At 51.5% G+C, this 20364-nt stretch carries 13 protein-coding genes and 4 pseudogenes; 10 read left to right on the forward strand and 7 right to left on the reverse strand.

The window, feature by feature from the left end; all coding sequences use genetic code 11:
* Positions 1-68: 68 nt before the first annotated feature.
* Together groL and IUJ45_RS05275 are read right to left on the reverse strand one after the other, a co-directional pair.
* Entirely contained in the window at positions 69-1703 is a 1635-nt protein-coding gene (gene groL, locus IUJ45_RS05270) for a chaperonin GroEL (protein WP_002247135.1), read from the reverse strand.
* Between the two features lie 92 nt (positions 1704-1795).
* Complete coding sequence (locus IUJ45_RS05275) at positions 1796-2086, reverse strand: co-chaperone GroES (protein WP_002214868.1); 291 nt, start codon at positions 2084-2086, stop codon at positions 1796-1798.
* A 226-nt stretch (positions 2087-2312) separates the two neighbouring features.
* On the opposite strand from IUJ45_RS05275, the gene IUJ45_RS05280 reads away from it, so the two are divergent.
* From IUJ45_RS05280 to IUJ45_RS05290, 3 genes are all read left to right on the forward strand, one after another.
* Complete coding sequence (locus tag IUJ45_RS05280) at positions 2313-2966, forward strand: IS1595 family transposase (RefSeq protein WP_105182920.1); 654 nt, start codon at positions 2313-2315, stop codon at positions 2964-2966.
* A gap of 213 nt (positions 2967-3179) precedes the next feature.
* Entirely contained in the window at positions 3180-4715 is a 1536-nt protein-coding gene (locus tag IUJ45_RS05285) for a sodium-dependent transporter (protein ID WP_002246477.1), read from the forward strand.
* Positions 4712-4804, forward strand: a complete 93-nt coding sequence (locus tag IUJ45_RS05290) for a methionine/alanine import family NSS transporter small subunit (RefSeq protein ID WP_002233157.1) — start codon at positions 4712-4714, stop codon at positions 4802-4804. Before IUJ45_RS05285 ends, IUJ45_RS05290 begins: the two co-directional genes overlap by 4 nt.
* A 35-nt stretch (positions 4805-4839) precedes the next feature.
* Here the strand turns inward: IUJ45_RS05290 and lysA are convergent, their stop codons facing one another.
* Entirely contained in the window at positions 4840-6084 is a 1245-nt protein-coding gene (gene lysA / locus IUJ45_RS05295; protein WP_002246478.1) for a diaminopimelate decarboxylase, read from the reverse strand.
* A 10-nt stretch (positions 6085-6094) separates the two neighbouring features.
* Entirely contained in the window at positions 6095-6265 is a 171-nt protein-coding gene (gene lptM, locus IUJ45_RS05300; protein WP_002246479.1) for an LPS translocon maturation chaperone LptM, read from the reverse strand.
* Positions 6266-6335: 70 nt separating this feature from the next.
* On the opposite strand from lptM, the gene cyaY reads away from it, so the two are divergent.
* The 5 genes and pseudogenes from cyaY to polA all read left to right on the forward strand — a co-directional run bounded on the left by cyaY (position 6336) and on the right by polA (position 11635).
* Complete coding sequence (gene cyaY / locus IUJ45_RS05305) at positions 6336-6659, forward strand: iron donor protein CyaY (protein ID WP_002246480.1); 324 nt, start codon at positions 6336-6338, stop codon at positions 6657-6659.
* Between the two features lie 26 nt (positions 6660-6685).
* On the forward strand, positions 6686-7702 hold the full coding sequence (locus IUJ45_RS05310) for a YeiH family protein (RefSeq protein ID WP_002225852.1): 1017 nt from the start codon (positions 6686-6688) through the stop codon (positions 7700-7702).
* 25 nt (positions 7703-7727) lie between these two features.
* Positions 7728-8145 (forward strand): annotated as a pseudogene (locus IUJ45_RS05315) (DUF2251 domain-containing protein).
* A gap of 21 nt (positions 8146-8166) precedes the next feature.
* Entirely contained in the window at positions 8167-8673 is a 507-nt protein-coding gene (gene luxS, locus IUJ45_RS05320) for an S-ribosylhomocysteine lyase (RefSeq protein WP_002246483.1), read from the forward strand.
* Between the two features lie 145 nt (positions 8674-8818).
* Positions 8819-11635, forward strand: a complete 2817-nt coding sequence (gene polA, locus IUJ45_RS05325; protein ID WP_105182922.1) for a DNA polymerase I — start codon at positions 8819-8821, stop codon at positions 11633-11635.
* A gap of 726 nt (positions 11636-12361) precedes the next feature.
* Here the strand turns inward: polA and IUJ45_RS05330 are convergent.
* A pseudogene (locus IUJ45_RS05330) lies at positions 12362-13063 on the reverse strand (IS5 family transposase); the annotation flags it as partial.
* Between the two features lie 153 nt (positions 13064-13216).
* Positions 13217-13522: pseudogene (locus IUJ45_RS05335) on the reverse strand (transposase); the annotation flags it as partial.
* A 284-nt stretch (positions 13523-13806) separates the two neighbouring features.
* On the opposite strand from IUJ45_RS05335, the gene IUJ45_RS05340 reads away from it, so the two are divergent.
* Both IUJ45_RS05340 and IUJ45_RS05345 read left to right on the forward strand, forming a co-directional pair.
* Positions 13807-14478, forward strand: a complete 672-nt coding sequence (locus tag IUJ45_RS05340; RefSeq protein ID WP_002225856.1) for a Fic family protein — start codon at positions 13807-13809, stop codon at positions 14476-14478.
* A gap of 61 nt (positions 14479-14539) precedes the next feature.
* A pseudogene (locus IUJ45_RS05345) lies at positions 14540-15652 on the forward strand (IS5 family transposase).
* A gap of 315 nt (positions 15653-15967) precedes the next feature.
* Here IUJ45_RS05345 and app read toward each other — a convergent pair.
* Positions 15968-20317, reverse strand: coding sequence for an adhesion and penetration autotransporter App (gene app, locus IUJ45_RS05350; RefSeq protein ID WP_002237362.1), 4350 nt, complete (start codon positions 20315-20317; stop codon positions 15968-15970).
* Between the last annotated feature and the right edge of the window lie 47 nt (positions 20318-20364).

Below are 20364 nucleotides of genomic sequence, written 5' to 3' on the forward strand. Positions count from 1 at the left end.
TTATTCGCAAAAAAACCGCACGGCGTTGACCGTGCGGCTTGTTGTCTGAAGGCTTCAGACGGCATTGCTTACATCATGCCGCCCATACCACCCATGCCGCCCATATCAGGCACAGCCGGTTTGTCTTCGGGGATTTCAGCGATCATGCAATCAGTGGTCAGCATCAAGCCGGCGATAGATGCGGCGTGTTGCAGCGCGGAACGGGTTACTTTGGCGGGGTCGAGTACGCCCATTTCGATCATGTCGCCGTATTCGCCGCTGCCAGCGTTGTAACCGTAGTTGCCTTTGCCTTCCAACACTTTGTTCACGACTACGCTGGGTTCGCCGCCTGCGTTGGCAACGATTTGGCGCAGCGGAGACTCAACGGCACGCAAGACGATTTGTACGCCTGCGTCTTGGTCGGCATTGCCGGTGTGCAGGTTTTCCAAAGCAGCACGGGCACGCAACAGGGCTACGCCGCCGCCTGCAACCACGCCTTCTTCAACGGCTGCGCGGGTAGCGTGCAGCGCGTCTTCCACGCGGTCTTTTTTCTCTTTCATTTCGACTTCGGTAGCGGCACCGACTTTGATGACTGCCACGCCGCCTGCCAATTTAGCCACGCGCTCTTGCAGTTTTTCTTTGTCGTAATCGCTGGTTGCGGTTTCGATTTGTTGGCGGATTTCGGCAACACGCGCTTCGATTTGGGCTGCGTCGCCAAAGCCGTCGATGATGGTGGTGTTTTCTTTACCGATTTCGATGCGTTTGGCTTGACCCAAGTCTTCCAAAGTCGCTTTTTCCAGAGACAGGCCGACTTCTTCGGAAATCACCACGCCGCCGGTCAGGATGGCGATGTCTTGCAGCATCGCTTTGCGGCGGTCGCCGAAGCCAGGGGCTTTAACGGCAACGGTTTTCAGGATGCCTCGGATGTTGTTCACCACCAAAGTCGCCAAGGCTTCGCCTTCTACGTCTTCAGCGATAATCAAGAGCGGACGGCTGGCTTTGGCCACTTGTTCCAAAACAGGCAGCAGGTCGCGGATGTTGCTGATTTTTTTGTCGAACAGCAATACAAACGGGCTGTCCAAACCGGCAATTTGTTTTTCCGCGTCGTTGATGAAGTAAGGGGACAGGTAGCCGCGATCGAACTGCATACCTTCAACTACGTCCAGCTCGTTTTCCAAAGATTTGCCGTCTTCAACGGTAATCACGCCTTCTTTGCCGACTTTTTCCATCGCTTCGGCGATAATCGCGCCGACTTGTTCGTCGGAGTTGGCGGAAATCGAGCCGACTTGGGCGATTTCTTTGGAAGTGTCGCAAGGTTTGGCGATGTTTTTCAGCTCGTCAACCAAAGCGGCAACGGCTTTGTCGATACCGCGTTTCAGGTCGGTCGGGTTCATACCGGCGGTAACGTATTTCATACCTTCGGCAACGATGGATTGCGCCAATACGGTGGCGGTAGTCGTACCGTCGCCCGCCACGTCGTTGGTTTTGGACGCGACTTCTTTCACCATTTGCGCGCCCATATTTTCAAACTTGTCTTTCAGTTCGATTTCTTTGGCGACGGTTACGCCGTCTTTGGTGATGTGCGGGCCGCCGAAAGCGCGGTCAACCACCACGTTGCGGCCTTTGGGACCCAAGGTTACGCGCACGGCGTTTGCCAAAATGTTCACGCCGTTTACCATTTTTTGGCGGACTTCATTGCCGAATTGTACGTCTTTTGCTGCCATTTCAATTCTCCAAAAATCATTAAAACTGTCTGATAAAACCGTTTATGCCGTCTGAAGGCGGTTTGCCGTTTCAGACGGCATCGTGTCCGTATTTATTTTTCAACGATGCCGAAAATATCTTCTTCGCGCATTACCAACAGCTCTTCGCCGTCGGCTTTTACGGTTTGGCCGCTGTATTTGCCGAAGATGATTTTGTCGCCGACTTTGACATCCAGCGGACGGCGCGCGCCGTCTTTACCGATTTTGCCCGCACCCACGGCGATCACTTCGCCCATATCGGGTTTTTCGGCGGCCGCACCCGGCAAAACGATGCCCGATGCGGTTTTCTCTTCAGCTTCCAAGCGTTTGACGACGACGCGGTCGTGTAAAGGACGGATGGTCATATTTATGCTCCGATAAATGTTTTGAAAACAATCATCTGCCCGAACGGTTCGGACAGATTGAAGTGGAAACCGGACAGCCGTCAGGCGGCTGCCCGTATAAGTCGGCAAAATTAGGGTGTGTGCGGGCAAATTCAAGTGAGGCGGAAAAAATTTATTTCCGCCGTTTTTTATAGTGGACTAAATTTAAGGGGCTGTACTAGATTAGCAGATATGTTACCCTCGAAATATGAAGATAACGCACTGCAAATTAAAGAAAAAAGTACAGAAAGAACTGATCCGTTTTTTTGTACTCGAAGTTACCGCCCGTTCTGCCGCCGATATTTTGGGTATCCATCCCAATTCGGCAGTACTGTTCTACCGTAAAATCCGCACGGTTATCAACCATCATTTGGCCTTGGCTGCCGATGAGGTTTTTGAGGGCCCTGTCGAGCCGGACGAAAGCGATTTCGGCGGACGGCGTAAAGGCAGACGTGGTCGCGGTGCGGCAGGAAAAGTGGTTGTCTTCGGCATTCTGAAACGCAACGGACGGGTCTATACCGTTGTCGTAAACAATGCCAAGTCTGAAACGTTACTCCCTGTCATCAAGAAGAAAATCATGCCGGACAGCATTGTTTATACCGATAGTCTGAGCAGCGGCGACAAGTTGGACGTGAGCGGTTTTATCCATTACCGCATCAACCATTCCAAGGAGTTTGCAGACCGTCAGAACCACATTAACGGCATTGAGAATTTTTGGAATCAGGCAAAACGCGTCTTGCGAAAATACAACGGAATCGATCGTAAATTTTTCCCGCTGTTCTTGAAAGAATGCGAATTTCGATTTAACTTCGGCACACCGTCTCAACAGCTTAAAATCCTGCGGGATTGGTGTGGAATTTAGGGCTAATCTAGTACAGCCCCTAAAATTTTTCGTTTTCAAACCTTCACCGCTTGCCATCAGCGTTAAATTTTTTTACGATAAGCACATAGATTGTAAACAATCGGTCACAAGCCGGTTTGTTTTTTCAGAAGACATTATCCCTGTCAGACGCTGTTTCTATATATGTTTGCCTACAACGGCTTGTTTTTAATAAATAACTCAAGAGGTATCAACGTGTCTGATTCCAAAACGAAAGAACGCGCCACATTCGGCACGCGCCGCGCGTTTATGATTGCCGCCATCGGATCCGCCGTCGGCTTGGGCAATATTTGGCGTTTCCCCTATATTGCTTTTGAAAACGGCGGCGGCGCGTTCATCCTGCCCTATCTGGTCGCGCTTCTGACGGCGGGCATTCCGCTGCTGCTGCTCGATTATGCCATCGGCCACCGTTACCGGGGTTCTGCGCCCTTGGCTTTCCGCCGCCTCGGACGCTGGTTTGAGCCGGTCGGCTGGTGGAACGTGATGACCAATATCGTCATCTGCATCTATTACGCAGTGATTATCGGTTGGGCGGCAAGCTATACCTATTATTCGGTCAACGCTGCCTGGGGTGCGGATCCGCAGGGTTTTTTCTTTAAGGACTTCCTGCAAATGGCGGGCCCGGAAGCCTTGGGTTTGGATTTTGTCGGCAAAGTCGCCGGTCCTTTGGCGGGCGTGTGGGTTTTTACCGCCGCCATTATGGCTTTGGGCGTGCAAAAGGGCGTGGCGCGCGCCTCGTCGTTCTTTATGCCGCTGCTTTTGGTGATGTTTTTGATTATGGTCGGCATTTCGCTGACGCTGCCGGGCGCGGCAAAGGGCTTGGACGCATTGTTTACGCCCGACTGGTCGAAACTCGCCGATTCCAAGGTCTGGGTGGCGGCATACGGGCAGATTTTCTTTTCGCTTTCCATCTGCTTCGGCATTATGGTTACCTATTCTTCTTACTTGAAGAAGAAAACGGATTTGGGCGGCACGGGCTTGGTGGTCGGTTTTGCCAACAGCAGCTTTGAACTGCTCGCGGGTATCGGCGTGTTTGCCGCATTGGGCTTTATGGCGCAGGCGGGCGGTAAGGCGGTCAACGAGGTTGCCTCCGGCGGCATCGGTTTGGCGTTTATCGCCTTTCCGACCATTATCAACCAGGCACCGATGGGCTGGCTGATCGGCATATTGTTTTTCGGTTCGCTGGTGTTCGCCGGCGTTACGTCGATGATTTCCATCCTTGAAGTGATTGTGGCGGCGATTCAGGACAAGCTGAACATCGGGCGCGTCAACGCCACGCTGCTGGTCTGCATTCCGATGGGCATTGTTTCCACGCTGCTGTTCGGTACGGCGACGGGGCTGCCGGTTTTGGACGTGATGGACAAATTCGTCAACACCTACGGCATTGTTGCCGCCGGCTTTGTTTATGTTGCCGCCATCATCATCAGCGGCAGGCTGCCGGAATTACGCAGGCACCTGAATGCCTTGTCCTCCATCCGCATCGGCGGCTTGTGGACGGTCTGCGTCGTGGTTACCGTCGTAATGCTCGGCTATATGCTGTTTAAAGATACCAGCGGCCTGATGGAGAAAAATTACGAAGGTTATCCGGATGGTTTCCTCAGTATTTTCGGCTGGGGGATGTCGGCGGCGTTGGTCGTGTTCGGGCTGCTGCTGTCGTTGCTGCCTTGGAAACACGGTCAGGATTTCAACGTCAAAGACGAACACGAACATGAACAAGGAGACGAAAAATGAGTACTTCCGCCATTGTGATGATGATTGTCTCAATCGTGATAATCTGGGGAGGGCTGCTGCTTTCCCTGTTAAGGCTGCCGAACGAGTAAGCCTTTAGAGCGTTAAAAATGCCGTCTGAACTGCTTCAGACGGCATTTTGATGTTCGGCTTGCAGGCAGGCGAGTTCGTTTGCCATTTGCTGTTCTAAGGTTTCGCGTCGGCGGATGAGTCGGTATTCGTTGCCGTCAACCAATACTTCCGCCGCACGGTTGCGCGTGTTGTAGTTGCTCGCCATGCTTGAGCCATACGCACCGGCGCTGCGGATAAGCAGCAAATCCCCTTCTTCGCAGGCGATGGTGCGGTCTTTGCCGAGGAAGTCGCCGGTTTCACAAATCGGGCCGACGATGTTGGCGGTCAGCGGCGCGATGTTTTTGGTTTCAACCGCTTCGATGTGGTGGTAGGCATCGTATAGGGCCGGGCGCATTAAATCGTTCATCGCCGCATCGACCATGACGAAGTTTTTCTCTTCGCCGTGTTTGACAAACTCGACGCGCGTCAGCAACGCGCCTGCGTTGCCGACCAAGCTGCGGCCGGGCTCAAGAATGAGTTTCAGACGGCGTGTCCCCATCAGTTTTTGAACCGCCCGGGCATACGCGCCCAAGTCGGGCACATTTTCGTCTTGGTAAACAATGCCGACGCCGCCGCCTAAGTCCAAATGTTCCAAAACAATGCCTTCGGCGGCAAGTGCGTCAACCAGAATTAAAATGCGTTCGCAGGCTTCGATAAGCGGGCTTAAGTCGGTCAGTTGAGAACCGATATGGCAGTCGATGCCGATGATTTTCAAATTGGGCTGTTGTGCGGCGTGGCGGTAGGCTTCGAGCGCGTCGGCGTAGGCGATGCCGAATTTGTTGGCTTTCAGACCTGTGGAGATGTAGGGATGGGTTTTGGCATCGACATCGGGGTTGACGCGCAGGGAGACGGGCGCGGTTTTACCCAAACGCGCGGCAACTTTTTGAATACGGTCGATTTCGGGAATGCTTTCCATATTGAAGCATTTCACGCCCGCATTCAGGGCAAACTCGATTTCCGCCTCGCTTTTGCCTACGCCGGAAAAAATCGTTTTCGCCGCATCACCGCCAGCCGCCAAAACGCGTGCCAATTCGCCGCCGGACACAATGTCAAAACCGCTCCCCAAAGAAGCAAAGTGTTTGATGATGCTTAGGTTGCCATTGGCTTTAACCGCATAGCAGACGAGCGGGGAGAGCTCGGCAAAGGCAGTTTGATAGTTTTCAAATGCTTCGGTCAGCGCGGATTGGCTGTACACATAAAGCGGCGTGCCGAATGCTTCGGCAAGGCGGGGGTAGGGGACTTGTTCGCAAAATAGGGTCATGTTTTCGTTTTCATTTTTGGGTTTGTGAAGCGGATTGCGGTTTGCTTTGAAGTTGCAAACCGGTTTGGATTACGCCGAAACGCGCCTTGTCGCCTTCTTTGGGCAGGTAGAGATCGCCTTTGTAACCGCAGGCCGAGAGCAGGAGGGCGGTTGCCGCCGCAAAAAATACGCCGTATTTCATCGGTAAACTTCCTTCATAAGCGCGAATGTGGCAAGATTCGGTATCTTAAACAAAAAACACGCAAAAAGCCATGATGACCGAAAGCGAATTCATCCGCATGAGCGAAGAATTGTTCGAACACATCGAAGACCAAATCGACGAAAACGGCTGGGATTTCGACTGCCAGTTTGCCGGAAACGTCCTGACCATCGAAGCCGGAGACGGCACGCAAATCATCGTCAACCGCCACACGCCCAATCAGGAATTGTGGATTGCCGCAAAAAGCGGCGGCTACCATTTCGCCGAGCAAAACGGCAAATGGCTGGCAACGCGAGACGGACGAGATTTTTATGACGTTTTAAACGAAGCCCTGAGCGCGGCTTCGGGCGAAGCGGTAAAGATTGCCGAATTGTAATTTGAGTGTTATCACGGAGAGAAAAAATGAACACACGTCCCTTTTATTTCGGACTTATATTTATCGCGATTATCGCTATACTTGCTAACTATTTAGGAAACACTGATTTTTCCCATCATTATCATATCAGTGCTTTAATTATTGCTATCTTGCTGGGAATGGCAATCGGCAATACCATTTATCCGCAATTTTCAACACAAGTGGAAAAAGGCGTTTTGTTTGCCAAAGGCGCGCTTCTTCGCACTGGCATTGTGCTGTATGGTTTCCGCCTCACTTTTGGCGATATTGCCGATGTAGGATTAAATGCTGTCGTTACCGATGCAATCATGCTAATTTCAACCTTCTTTTTTACCGCACTTTTAGGCATTCGTTATCTAAAAATGGATAAACAATTGGTTTATCTCACTGGGGCAGGTTGCAGCATTTGCGGTGCGGCAGCAGTGATGGCGGCAGAGCCTGTTACCAAAGCAGAATCCCATAAAGTTTCAGTGGCGATTGCCGTAGTGGTCATTTTCGGGACGCTTGCTATTTTTACTTACCCCTTGTTCTACACGTGGTCACAACATTTAATTAACGCCCATCAATTCGGTATTTATGTTGGTTCTAGTGTACACGAAGTGGCTCAAGTTTATGCGATTGGGGAAAATATTGATCCTATCGTGGCGAATACTGCCGTCATTTCCAAAATGATCCGAGTGATGATGCTCGCCCCCTTTTTATTAATGCTTTCTTGGTTATTAACACGTAGTAATGGAGTATCAGAAAATACATCACACAAAATTACAATTCCTTGGTTTGCTGTACTTTTTATTGGTGTTGCCATTTTTAATTCTTTTGATTTATTACCAAAAGAACTCGTGAAATTATTCGTTGAAATCGATTCTTTCTTATTAATTTCATCAATGGCTGCGCTTGGCTTAACGACGCAAGCAAGCGCAATCAAAAAGGCAGGATTAAAACCGTTTGTTTTAGGAATACTAACTTATTTATGGCTAGTGGTTGGTGGATTTTTAGTGAACTATGGAATATCAAAATTAATATAAAATTCACTAAAGAGAGCGTTACCCAATGGCACAATTACCGCTATATCTGACTTCTGAAATCAAAGACTTTACTGTCGGCACGCCTAAAGTTTTGGAATCATTTTCCAAACATATCCTTATGGTGTTGTCTTTGAAGACGACGGCGACACGGGCTACTTCTATGCCGCTTCGCAAGACGGGATTATAGATGCCTTGCACATCTATAATGTCGAAGATGTATCCGACAAACATATCCCAATCATGTTTTGATTTTATGGGATGATGCCTGCACCATAGCCGCATTGCGTATCAACGACTACATTCATGCCGTCTATGATTTTGTCGCGCAGGCAGGATATTGCCGCAACGGCTTCCCTGAAGCAGGCGGCGAATGGGTGAAAGTCGAAAACCGCATCTTGGACGATGAATTGCTGGACAAAATCCTATCCCGAAAATCTACATAACCTACTCAAAAGGATAACACGATGCCCCTGTTAGACAGTTTCAAAGTCGACCACACCCGTATGCACGCCCCCGCCGTACGCGTGGCGAAAACCATGACCACGCCCAAAGGCGACACCATTACCGTGTTCGACCTGCGCTTTTGCATTCCCAACAAAGAAATCCTGCCCGAAAAAGGCATACACACGCTGGAGCATTTGTTCGCAGGTTTTATGCGCGACCACTTGAACGGCAACGGCGTCGAAATCATCGACATTTCCCCGATGGGCTGCCGCACCGGTTTCTACATGAGCCTTATCGGTACGCCTTCCGAACAGCAGGTCGCCGATGCGTGGCTGGCTTCGATGCAGGATGTGGTCAATGTCAAAGACCAAAGCAAAATCCCTGAGTTGAACGAATACCAATGCGGCACTTATCTGATGCACTCGCTTGCCGAAGCGCAACAAATCGCGCAAAACGTGTTGGCGCGCAAAGTGGCGGTGAATAAAAACGAAGAACTGACGCTGGATGAAGGGCTGCTGAACGCCTAATCCGCCAAAAATGCCGTCTGAACAAGGGTTTCAGACGGCATTTGCCTTTTCCGTTATAATCCGGGGTTGTGCGGGGGCGGGTTTTAAGCCGGCATCGTCCTTCCCTATTTTTTTCTGTCCCTTATCGGTTTTAAGCGGGTTTTTTATGTCCAATAGACCTACACTCCTCCTCGTTGACGGCTCGTCCTACCTCTACCGTGCGTATCACGCGATGGGGCAAAACCTGACCGCCCCCGACGGCGCGCCGACGGGTGCGCTGTATGGCGTATTGAATATGTTGCGCCGTTTGCGGTCGGAATATCCGCACGATTATTGCGCGGTGGTTTTTGATGCGAAAGGCAAAAATTTCCGCCATCAAATGTTTGAAGAATACAAGGCGACGCGCCCGCCGATGCCCGACGATTTGCGCCCGCAGGCGGAAGCACTGCCGGATTTAGTGCGCCTGACGGGCTGGCCGGTATTGGTGATTGGGCAAGTGGAGGCGGACGATGTGATCGGCACGCTGGCGAAACAGGGGGCGGAACATGGTTTGCGAGTCATTGTTTCGACCGGCGATAAGGACATGGCGCAGTTGGTGGATGAGCGCGTTACGCTGGTGAACACGATGAGCGGAGAAACGCTGGATATTGAAGGCGTGAAGGCAAAATTCGGCGTGCGCCCCGACCAAATCCGCGATTATCTCGCGCTGATGGGCGATAAGGTGGACAACGTGCCGGGCGTGGAAAAATGCGGCCCGAAAACGGCGGTGAAGTGGCTGGAAGCCTACGGCTCGTTGCAAGGCGTGATAGAACACGCTTCGGAAATCAAGGGCAAAGTGGGCGAAAACCTGCAAGCCGCGCTGCCCCAACTGCCGCTGTCGTATGATTTGGTCACGATTAAAACCGATGTGGACTTGCACGCCGAGCTTTCAGACGGCATCGAAAGCCTGCGCCGTACCGCGCCGAAATGGGCGCAACTGGTTGTCGATTTCAAACGCTGGGGCTTCCGCACCTGGCTGAAAGAAGCGGAATCAAACATGAATACCGGCTCGACCGATGATTTGTTCGGCAGCGACAGCATCAGCGAGCAGGCGGCTTTGAATGCGGAAATGCCGTTTGAAAAACAAGCCGAAAAAGCCACCGCCCCCGAAAAACTGGATTATCAAGCCGTTACCACCGAAGCGCAGTTTGCCGCTTTGTTGGACAAACTGTCGCGGGCGGACACAATCGGCATCGATACGGAAACCACGTCATTAGACGCGATGAACGCCTCGCTGGTCGGCATCAGCATCGCTTTCCAAGCAGGCGAAGCGGTTTACATCCCCGTAGGACACAGCCTGACCGCCGCACCCGAACAGCTTGATTTGCAAGACGTGTTAGGCCGTCTGAAACCGCATTTGGAAAACCCCGCCCTGAAAAAAATCGGGCAAAACCTCAAATATGACCAACACGTTTTCGCCAATTACGGCATCGCCCTGAACGGCATCGCCGGCGACGCCATGCTCGCTTCCTACATCATTGAGAGCCATCTCGGACACGGCTTGGACGAATTGTCCGAACGCTGGCTGGGCTTGGAAACCATTACCTACGAATCGTTGTGCGGTAAAGGCGCGAAGCAAATCGGTTTTGCCGATGTCGCCATCGGGCAGGCGACCGAATACGCCGCCCAAGACGCCGATTTCGCCCTGCGCCTCGAAGCGCACCTGCGCGCACAAATGGACGAAAAACAGCTTGAAATGTATGAGAAAATGGAGCTGCCCGTCGCGCAGGTATTGTTTGAAATGGAACGCAACGGCGTGCAAATCGACCGCGCCGAACTCGCCCGCCAAAGCGCAGAACTCGGCGCCGAGCTGATGAAGCTTGAACAAGAAGCCTATGCCGCCGCAGGACAGCCGTTCAACCTCAACTCGCCCAAACAGCTTCAAGAAATCCTGTTCGACAAAATGGGCATCCCCACCAAAGGCCTGAAAAAAACCGCCAAAGGCGGCATTTCCACCAACGAAGCCGTGCTCGAACAGCTCGCGCCCGACTACCCCCTGCCCAAAATCATCCTGCAAAACCGCAGCCTGGCAAAACTCAAATCCACCTACACCGACAAACTGCCCGAAATGATTTCCCCCAAAGACGGCCGCGTGCATACCACCTACGCCCAAGCCGTCGCCATTACAGGACGCTTGGCAAGCAACAACCCCAACCTGCAAAACATCCCCATCCGCACCGCCGAAGGCCGACGCGTGCGCCGCGCCTTCACCGCACCGCAAGGCAGCGTCATCGTTTCCGCCGACTATTCCCAAATCGAGCTGCGCATCATGGCGCACCTCTCCGGCGACAAAACCCTCATTGCCGCGTTCCAAAACGGCGAAGACGTACACCGCCGCACCGCCGCCGAAGTGTTCGGCATCGTCCCCGAAAACGTCTCGTCCGAACAACGCCGCTACGCCAAAACCATCAACTTCGGCCTGATTTACGGCATGGGCCAATACGGCCTTGCCAAATCATTGGGCATCGACAACATCTCCGCTAAAAACTTTATCGACCGCTACTTCGCCCGCTACCCCGGCGTCGCCGAATACATGCAGCGCACCAAAGAACAAGCCGCCGCCCAAGGCTTTGTCGAAACCCTGTTCGGCAGAAGGCTCTATTTGCCCGACATCCGCAACAAAAACACCAACGCCCGCGCCGGAGCCGAACGCGCAGCCATCAACGCTCCCATGCAGGGCACCGCGTCCGACCTCATCAAACGCGCCATGATAGACGTGTCCCGCTGGCTTTCAGAGTGCGAAGCCTCCCCGTGGGACGAACTCTTACAAAGCAAACTGATTATGCAGGTGCATGACGAACTGGTGCTGGAAGTCGTTGAAACCGAACTGGATTTTGTCAAAGAAAAACTGCCGCAGATTATGGCGAAAGTGGACGGCGGATTATTGGATGTACCGCTGGTGGCTGAGGTTGGCGTAGGGGAGAATTGGGAAGAGGCACATTGATTGAAAGGTGTTATATGCTATCTTTATTTAAATAAAATTTAATTTTTGGTATATTTTTTCTAAATGTTCCTATAGTATAGTGGATTAACAAAAATCAGGACAAGGCGACGAAGCCGCAGACAGTACAAATAGTACGGAACCGATTCACTTGGTGCTTCAGCACCTTAGAGAATCGTTCTCTTTGAGCTAAGGCGAGACAACGCTGTACTGGTTTTTGTTAATCCGCTATATTCCGCCATCTCTAAGATTTACAGCGATACACGGGTGATTTAAGGAATGCCCGAACCGTCATTCCCGCAACTTTTCGTCATTCCCACGAAAGTGGGAATCTAGAAATAAAAAGCAGCAGGAATTTATCGGAAATAACTGAAACCGAACAGACTAGATTCCCGCCTGCGTGGGAATGACAATTCATAAGTTTCCCGAAATTCCAACATAACCGAAACCTGACAATAACCGTAGCAACTGAACCGTCATTCCCGCGAACGCGGGAATCTAGACCTTAGAACAACAGCAATATTCAAAGATTATCTGAAAGTCCGAGATTCTAGATTCCCGCTTTCGCGGGAATGACGAAAAGAGACCTTTGCAAAATTCCTTTCCCTCCCGACAGCCGAAACCCAAACACAGGTTTTCGGCTGTTTTCGCCCCAAATACCTCCTAATTTTACCCAAATACCCCCTGAATCCTCCCCGGATACCCGATAATCAGGCATCCGGTCTCCTTTTAGGCGGCAGCGGGCGCACTTAGCCTGTTGGCGGCTTTCAACAGGTTCAAACACATCGCCTTCAGATGGCTTTGCGCACTCACTTTAATCAGTCCGAAATAGGCTGCCCGGGCGTAGCGGAATTTACGGTGCAGCGTACCGAAGCTCTGTTCGACCACATAACGGGTCTTCGACAAATATCGGTTGCGTTTGGTTTGCGCTTCCGACAGCGGACGGTTGCGGCAGGCTTTGCGCATAATGCCGTCTAACAACTGACGCTCTTCCAGATGTTGCCGGTTTTCCGCACTGTCGTAGCTTTTGTCGGCATAGACGGTCGTACCTTTGGGCAGTCCTTCCAACAAAGGCGACAGGTGTTTGCACTCATGGGCATTGGCGGGGGTAATGTGCAGTTTCTCGATATAGCCTTCTGCATCGGTACGGGTATGTTGTTTGTAACCGAGTTTGTAGAGGCCGTTTTTCTTGATCCAACGGGCATCTTTGTCTTTGCTCGGTGTGGTTTGGCCGCTGACTTGTCCTTCCTCATCGACTTCTATGGCCTGGCGCTGTTTGCTGCCGGCGGTCTGAATAATGGTGGCATCAACGACGGCGGCGGATGCTTTCTCTACTTTTAAGCCTTTTTCGGTCAGTTGTCGGTTGATCAGTTCCAGCAATTCGGACAGGGTGTCGTCTTGCGCCAGCCGGTTGCGGTAGCGGCATAAAGTATAGTGGATTAACAAAAATCAGGACAAGGCGACGAAGCCGCAGACAGTACAAATAGTACGAAACCGATTCACTTGGTGCTTCAGCACCTTAGAGAATCGTTCTCTTTGAGCTAAGGCGAGGCAACGCCGTACTGGTTTTTGTTAATCCACTATACTGTAATCAGGGATGCTCAGTTCGTCGAAACGGCAAAACAGGTTGAAGTCGATGCGGGTGATGGAGCTGTGTTCGAGTTCGGGATCGGAGAGACTGTGCCATTGTCCGAGCAGGACGGCTTTGAACATGGACAACAGCGGGTAGGCGGGACGGCCGCGGTGGTCTCGGAGGTAACGGTTTTTTTGACGGTTCAGGTACTGCTCGATCGGCTGCCAATCAATCACCCGGTCCAACTTCAATAGTGGGAAACGGTCGATGTGTTTGGCAATCATGGCTTGGGCGGTTTGCCGGAAGAAGGTGCTCATGAGAAATCTCCTAAATGTCTTGGTGGGAATTTAGGGGATTTTGGGGAATTTTGCAAAGGTCTCAGGCGGATGAAATCAACCGATATTCAAACACAGTCATTTTTAGCGCATTTTCAGCGTATCGTTAATGCGGAAAATTTCGTGAACAGGTTTTTTGCACAGGCCTCCGCCTCGTTTCGCGGGATGGGAAACCGTATTAGAAAACGGACGCACGCAACATAAACCTCGAAAGTGATGATAAGATGATGATTTAACGTACTGCTTTAATTATTTAAGGAATTATCATGTTTCCCGACAAATACAAGTTGAGTTTGAAAGAAAATATTTTTTTGGCAAAGAAAGTATTGGTTGCCCAAATTCACAACCTCAGCCGTTTTGAGAATTGTCAGACGACCTTATTGCAGACTGAGCAAATTATCCATGGCAAAAATGTAGCCTCCGCGTCACTGGAAGACATCCAAACCATCTTGAACCTGAAACGTGCCTATCAATATGTGATTTCGCATATTTCAAACGGCGAACCGGTCGATATTTCACTCCTTAAAAAAATCAACAACATTGTTGCCAAGGACGATTCTTTGGCACCCGGTGATTTCCGTACCGGTTCGGTCGGCGTAACGCTATTGGACGGTTCCCGTCATGCCCCGAATCCAGTGAAGGAAATTGAAGTGGCCCGCGTGTTACAAAATATCGGACTGCAAAGCGGTTCGACGACGGAGGCAGCCGTCCGTTTTATGCTTTATTGTATGCGGCAGCAGGTTTTTTGGGACGGCAACAAACGAACGGCAACCTTATTTGCCAACGGTCTGATGATGGCGGGGGGCTGCGGCATCTTGGAAATCTCCGAAATGCAGATGCCGCAATTCAATGAAAAACTGTCCGCATTCTATCGCTCCGGCGACGATACCGATATTTCCAAGTTTGTGTATCAAAATTGTATATCGGGCATAGACTGAGACCTTTGCAAAATTCCCCAAAATCCCCTAAATTCCCACCAAGACATTTAGGGGATTTCTCATGAGCACCTTCTTTCAACAAACCGCCCAAGCCATGATTGCCAAACACATCGACCGTTTCCCGCTATTGAAGTTGGACCGGGTGATTGATTGGCAGCCGATCGAACAGTACCTGAATCGTCAAAGAACCCGTTACCTTAGAGACCACCGCGGCCGTCCCGCCTATCCCCTGCTGTCCATGTTCAAAGCCGTCCTGCTCGGACAATGGCACAGTCTCTCCGATCCCGAACTCGAACACAGCCTCATTACCCGCATCGATTTCAACCTGTTTTGCCGTTTTGACGAACTAAGCATCCCCGATTACAGCACCTTATGCCGCTACCGCAACTGGCTGGCGCAAGACGACACCCTGTCCGAACTGTTGGAACTGATTAACTGCCAACTGACCGAAAAAGGCTTAAAAGTAGAGAAAGCATCCGCCGCCGTCATTGACGCCACCATTATTCAGACCGCTGGCAGCAAACAGCGTCAGGCCATAGAAGTTGACGAAGAAGGACAAATCAGCGGCCAAACCACACCGAGTAAGGACAGCGATGCCCGTTGAATCAAGAAAAACGGCCTCTACAAACTCGGTTACAAACAACATACCCGTACCGATGCAGAAGGCTATATCGAGAAACTGCACATCACCCCCGCCAATGCCCATGAGTGCAAACACCTGTCGCCGTTGTTGGAAGGGATAGCTGAAGGTACGACCGTCTATGCCGACAAAGGCTACGACAGTGCGGAAAACCGGCAACATCTGAAAGAACATCGGTTGCAGAACGGCATTATGCGCAAAGCCTGCCGCAACCGTCCGCTGACGGAAACGCAAACCAAACGTAACCGATATTTATCGAAGACCCGTTATAGTGGATTAAATTTAAATCAGGACAAGGCGACGAAGCCGCAGACAGTACAAATAGTACGGCAAGGCGAGGCAACACCGTACTGGTTTAAATTTAATCCACTATATGTGGTCGAACAGAGCTTCGGTACGCTGCACCGTAAATTCCGCTATGCGCGGGCAGCCTATTTCGGGCTGAGCAAAGTGAGTGCACAAAGCCATCTGAAGGCGATGTGTTTGAACCTTTTGAAAGCGGCCAACAGGCTAAGTGCGCCCGCTGCCGCCTAAAAAGCAGCCCGGATGCCTGATTATCGGGTATCCGGGCAGGATTAAGGGGGTATTTGGGTAGAATTAGGAGGTATTTGGGGCGAAAATAGACGAAAACCTGTGTTTGGGTTTCGGCTGTCGGGAGGGAAAGGAATTTTGCAAAGGTCTCAGACTATTTCGGCACGGACGAAGATATAGATTTCCCCGACCCACCAAACATGGGCTAAAAATCAATTTGACGGTTATCAGACAATGGAGCAGGCACAAGGCGGCGGCAGAAAAAGGGTTTGACAGCGCACGGTGGCATCGTCAGACCCCTTTCGGCATATCCGGCGGTTACCAGCGGTAGCCTAATTTGATGCCCGCGCTGTGTTGCGCTTCCAGTTGCGGGCCTTTGGCGGCGGCAGCGTGGAGGGACAGCGTGAAACCTTTGATTTCGGCGTTTACGCCCCATTCCGCACTGCGGGTTTTGCCGAAATCCTGAGCCAATACGGCGGTATTGACGCGTGTTCGGACTTTGCCCGAAGCGGCATCGGTATAGGACAGGCTCAAATAAGGCGTGATGGAAATGTGTTGCGCCGGTTTGAATGAATAATCTGCCTTAATGCCCGCGCGGTAGCGGTTGAACGCAAGACCGGGGGTGGCGATATTGACGTTTTCGTAGCGGTAATCCGCTTTTTGGACGAAATAGCGCGTTGCGCCGATGTACGGTTCGATGCCGAATCCGCCGAAACCGGCGCGGTATCGTGCCTGAATGCCGTAATGCAGCACGCGGCGGCGGATTTTGCCTCCGATGCCGTCTGAAAGACTGCCGCTGCTAAAACCCGCGCCCGTGCTGATGCCGATGTCGAACCTGCCGATGCCGTATTGCCCGAAAACGGCGCCGTGGGCAAGCCGTGCCGAGTTGCCGATGCCGTCGTCGAAGGTGTTTTCGGTCCGGTTGTGCGAAAACAGGATGCCGACGCGCCCGCTGCCGAGGTTTTTCTGCATACCGATTTGGCGCAGGTCGGTTTGTTGGCGGTAGGCGCGGAAATCTTGCGAACGGTAGTGTTTGGTGTCCCGGATGCCGCTTGTCCAAACGGCGTTGCGGCGGTCTTCGGCAAACACGCGGTCCAATTCGTCCTGTACGGCGAAAACGCTGTTGAGCGTGGCGGAAAATTCACTCAAACCGCTATTGGCATAACGGCTGATCAGGTCGCGCTGCGGTTGGGGCTGCGGTTGCGGTTGGGGCTGCGGTTGCGGCAAATCCCGGCGGGCGCGGCGGGCGCGGGGGAAGGCGGTGGTAGCCGGCCGGGTTTCCGCTTCGCGCTGTTTCGCCAAGGCGCTGTCTTTATCCGCCTGCACCCGTTTTTTCTCTTCCTCCGCCTGCATAATGCCGACATTTTCCCCGCCTGCCTGCCGGGCCGGTTCGGCAACGCTTTCTGTCTTTTCGGCGGCATCGCGCCCGGCCGCAATCAGCGCGTCAAGGCTTTGCGCGTTGTCTTTTTCCGCCTGTTTTTTGGCTTCTGCCTTGCCGAGTTTGTCGGAAAGCTCTTGTTCTTTGACCGGATTATGCAGGCGGAACTCGCCGTCTTTGCGGATGAGTTGGTAACGCCACGCGCCGGCATCGACGTGTTCGTTTTGCAGGGTGAAATTAAGGTTTTCGGACAGCGGTTTGTTGTCTTTCCCTTCCACTACCGTCAATTGATCGAGGCTTACGGGTTCGTTGCCGGTATTGTTGACCGCCAAGGTGTAAGTGCCTTCGGAACTTTCCGCCAGCTTCAATTTGTCGCTTCGGTAGCCGAAGAGTTCCGACATAAAGCGGAATGTTCCTTGACCGTTCAATTTGCCGTTTACCGTCAGCGTGTTGAAACGGGATTCTACCGAAGTTGGCGGTGTAACGGATAATAGGGAACGGCGCGAACGGCGGCGCGGCGTGTCTGACACACTGCCGGTTTGCGCGCCTGCAGCATCGTGGCGATAGGCGGAATTGAGTGTAATGGTGGCGTTGTCAAGGTTTAAATTGCCTAATTCCGTGCCTGACGGCAGCGTCCATTCGCTGTCTTTTAAGTGTAATGCTGTATCCTTGCTGCCGCTGAGTTGTCCGGTAAAGCGGCTGTTTTCAAAATGGAATACTGCCTTATCGGCTAGGGAGACATTGCCGTTGAGTGCGGAATGGCTTACGTTTGCCTTAGCGTTGTCGGAAAGCGTCAGACTGCCGTTTTGTGCGGCGTTGTTGCTTAGATTAAATGAAGCATTGCCCGAAGCCGATGTGTTGCCGTTTAATGTGGCTTGATTAAATGTTGCTTGGGCATTGCCCACGAGGCTAAGGTTGCCGTTTTGGGTGGCGTTGTGGCTGACTGTATAACGTGTATCGCCATTTGCACTAAGATTGCCGTTGAGTGTGGCAAGCCCTGTGAGATTTAAATGAGCGTGATCGGCAAGGCTGACATTGCCGCTGATGTCGGTCTTAGTCAATGAAGCAATCACTTTATCGTCGGTAATGGTTTTTTCGACACAATTTGTCAGACCCGTCCAGTCCGAACGTGTACAGATTGTATGGCTTTGATGCGGTGCGACACCAAAAACTGCTTGGGCGTGATTGCTCAAATGCCAATCGCCTTCCACTTTGGCAACATTGCGGGAAATCACCGCCTGCCCGCCCTGAATATGGAAATTTTCCGCTTTAAACGTGCGGTTGATCCAGTCGTTGTCCCACACGATTTCTCCTTGTGGGATACCTTCCATTTTTGACCACCCGCTTCCTAAATGATTGTAGGCGTGCGGTGTCGGTCTGCCGCTGAAAAACAGTTTGCCGTTTGTTTGCGTGATGTTGCCGTTTAAATTTGTTCCGCCGGAAAGCAGCAGGGTGCGGTCTTCTGCGGCGGGCTGGTAAACAAGGTTGAGCCGCCCGTTCGTTTTGGTCGTATCTTTCTCGCCAAACCAACCGTTGTAGGCAATTTCTTTGCTGTAATTAAGTCTATTGATATTCTTACCACTCGGTTGTGTAATACTTTCATTCCCTGTAATGGTAACGGTGGATGTTGTTGTGGCATTATGATTGACAATCATCGCCCCTTCATCGGTATTTTGAATACGGTGGAACGAAAGCGAATGCCCGTTTAAATCCAAACGTCCGCCGCGAAAGCCGAAATAGAGTTTGTCGGGGTTGAACTGATTATCGGCATTCAGTTGCACCGTACCCCTGCCGCTGACCAAGCCGATTTCACTAAAGGCTTGTTTTTTGCCTTTATCGTCTGCCTGCTGATCCAAAATGACTGTACCGTCGCCCACGCTGATCGAGCCTTGGTTTTCCCCTTTGGCTTGAACGTGCAGCGTGCCTTTGCCGATTTTGGACAGGCGGTCGTTTGCCACGCCGTTTACTTTCCAAGTAACGGTACTGTCTTCACTGATATGAACGCCCGCGCCTTGCCACGTTTCGTTGTTTTCAGGCGAGACCGTAAAATCACCTTCAAAATACAAACCGCCCGCGCCTTGGTTGATGTTGTTTGATAAGATGAGTTTGCCGTTGCCGTAATCGATAAAAGAAAGGTTTTCACCGTTGTTTAACCTTGGACGGTACTGATTAACACCCCCTGCCGCGTAAACTGGTTCTTTATCAGTTTCATTCAAAGATTCGTCAAACAGTCGGACTGTCTGTACTTTAAGCTTTGGATTGGAAACCTTTTCGTTGGTTTCTGTTACCGTACCCGTACCGTTGTTGTTGGATGTAAAGGAAAAATGTCCGTTACTGCGCGGTTCAAAAAAGACGGTATGTGTATCGCCTCTGTAAATGTCATCGTAGAACCAATCTTTGCGTATCAGCTGGAAACCGTTTTCCCTGCCGGAATAAGGGTAGCCGGTTTGTAAAACTCCGTTGAGCAGCCATTTATTGTTTGTTTTGTCATAAATAAACATTGGCGAACCGCTGTCGCCTGCCGCACCTGCAATCGGCATAGGGCCATAGTCGTTGGCATGGCGCACATCGCCGCTCAAACTAACTACGCCATTATTTCCCCAACCCTGCATATGTGTATTGCCGCCAATTAACCATGCGCCGGAGTAGGATAAATCGCCGTGTTTGTCATCATCATAACGCCAATAGTGGTGTCCTGAGCCGATGCGGACACGCTCGGGATATTTTTCTTTATCGGAATAGGTATTCCCCCTCATGTCACTCGTCATTTCGACAGGTTCTGCATCTGTGACAAATTTATGCAAACGCGGCATATGGTAATCGCCGTTGTAAGGGTGTGAATTGTCAGGCTTATAATTATTTCTTTTCACAATTTGGTAAGAAAAACGGTGCTGATCGGGATTTCTTCCTTCCGCACCAAAATCAACGTTGTTATAGCCGCCGTTATGTGCCACGCTCACAATATATTGATCGCCCACCAATGCCGCCACGCCGTTACGCGACACCACAGAAAAATCAATCATCGGGGCTTTTGTCATTGATTTGCCGACCAACTCCCCTTTTTTGTTGTAAACCTCAATATCTTTCGCCCCGACTGCAAACTTGCCTTTATTTTCGGCAAAGTCGCGATAGTATTGGTAGTTGATGCCGAAATAAGTGTGTCCCGCCCAAGCTTGGGGAAGAATGCCGAACGACAGGCATATGGCTAAGTAAGCAGGCGAGAAGCGGATGCGGCCGGTTTTCGGGGCTTTGCGGTGTGTTTCGGTTGTCCGTTTGTCGGTTGTTTTCATTATTTTTCCTTATCTGACGGGATTCGGGTTTGTTTGGGAGGGCGCGG

The organism is Neisseria meningitidis (assembly GCF_022869645.1).
Classification (GTDB): Bacteria; Pseudomonadota; Gammaproteobacteria; order Burkholderiales; family Neisseriaceae; genus Neisseria; species Neisseria meningitidis.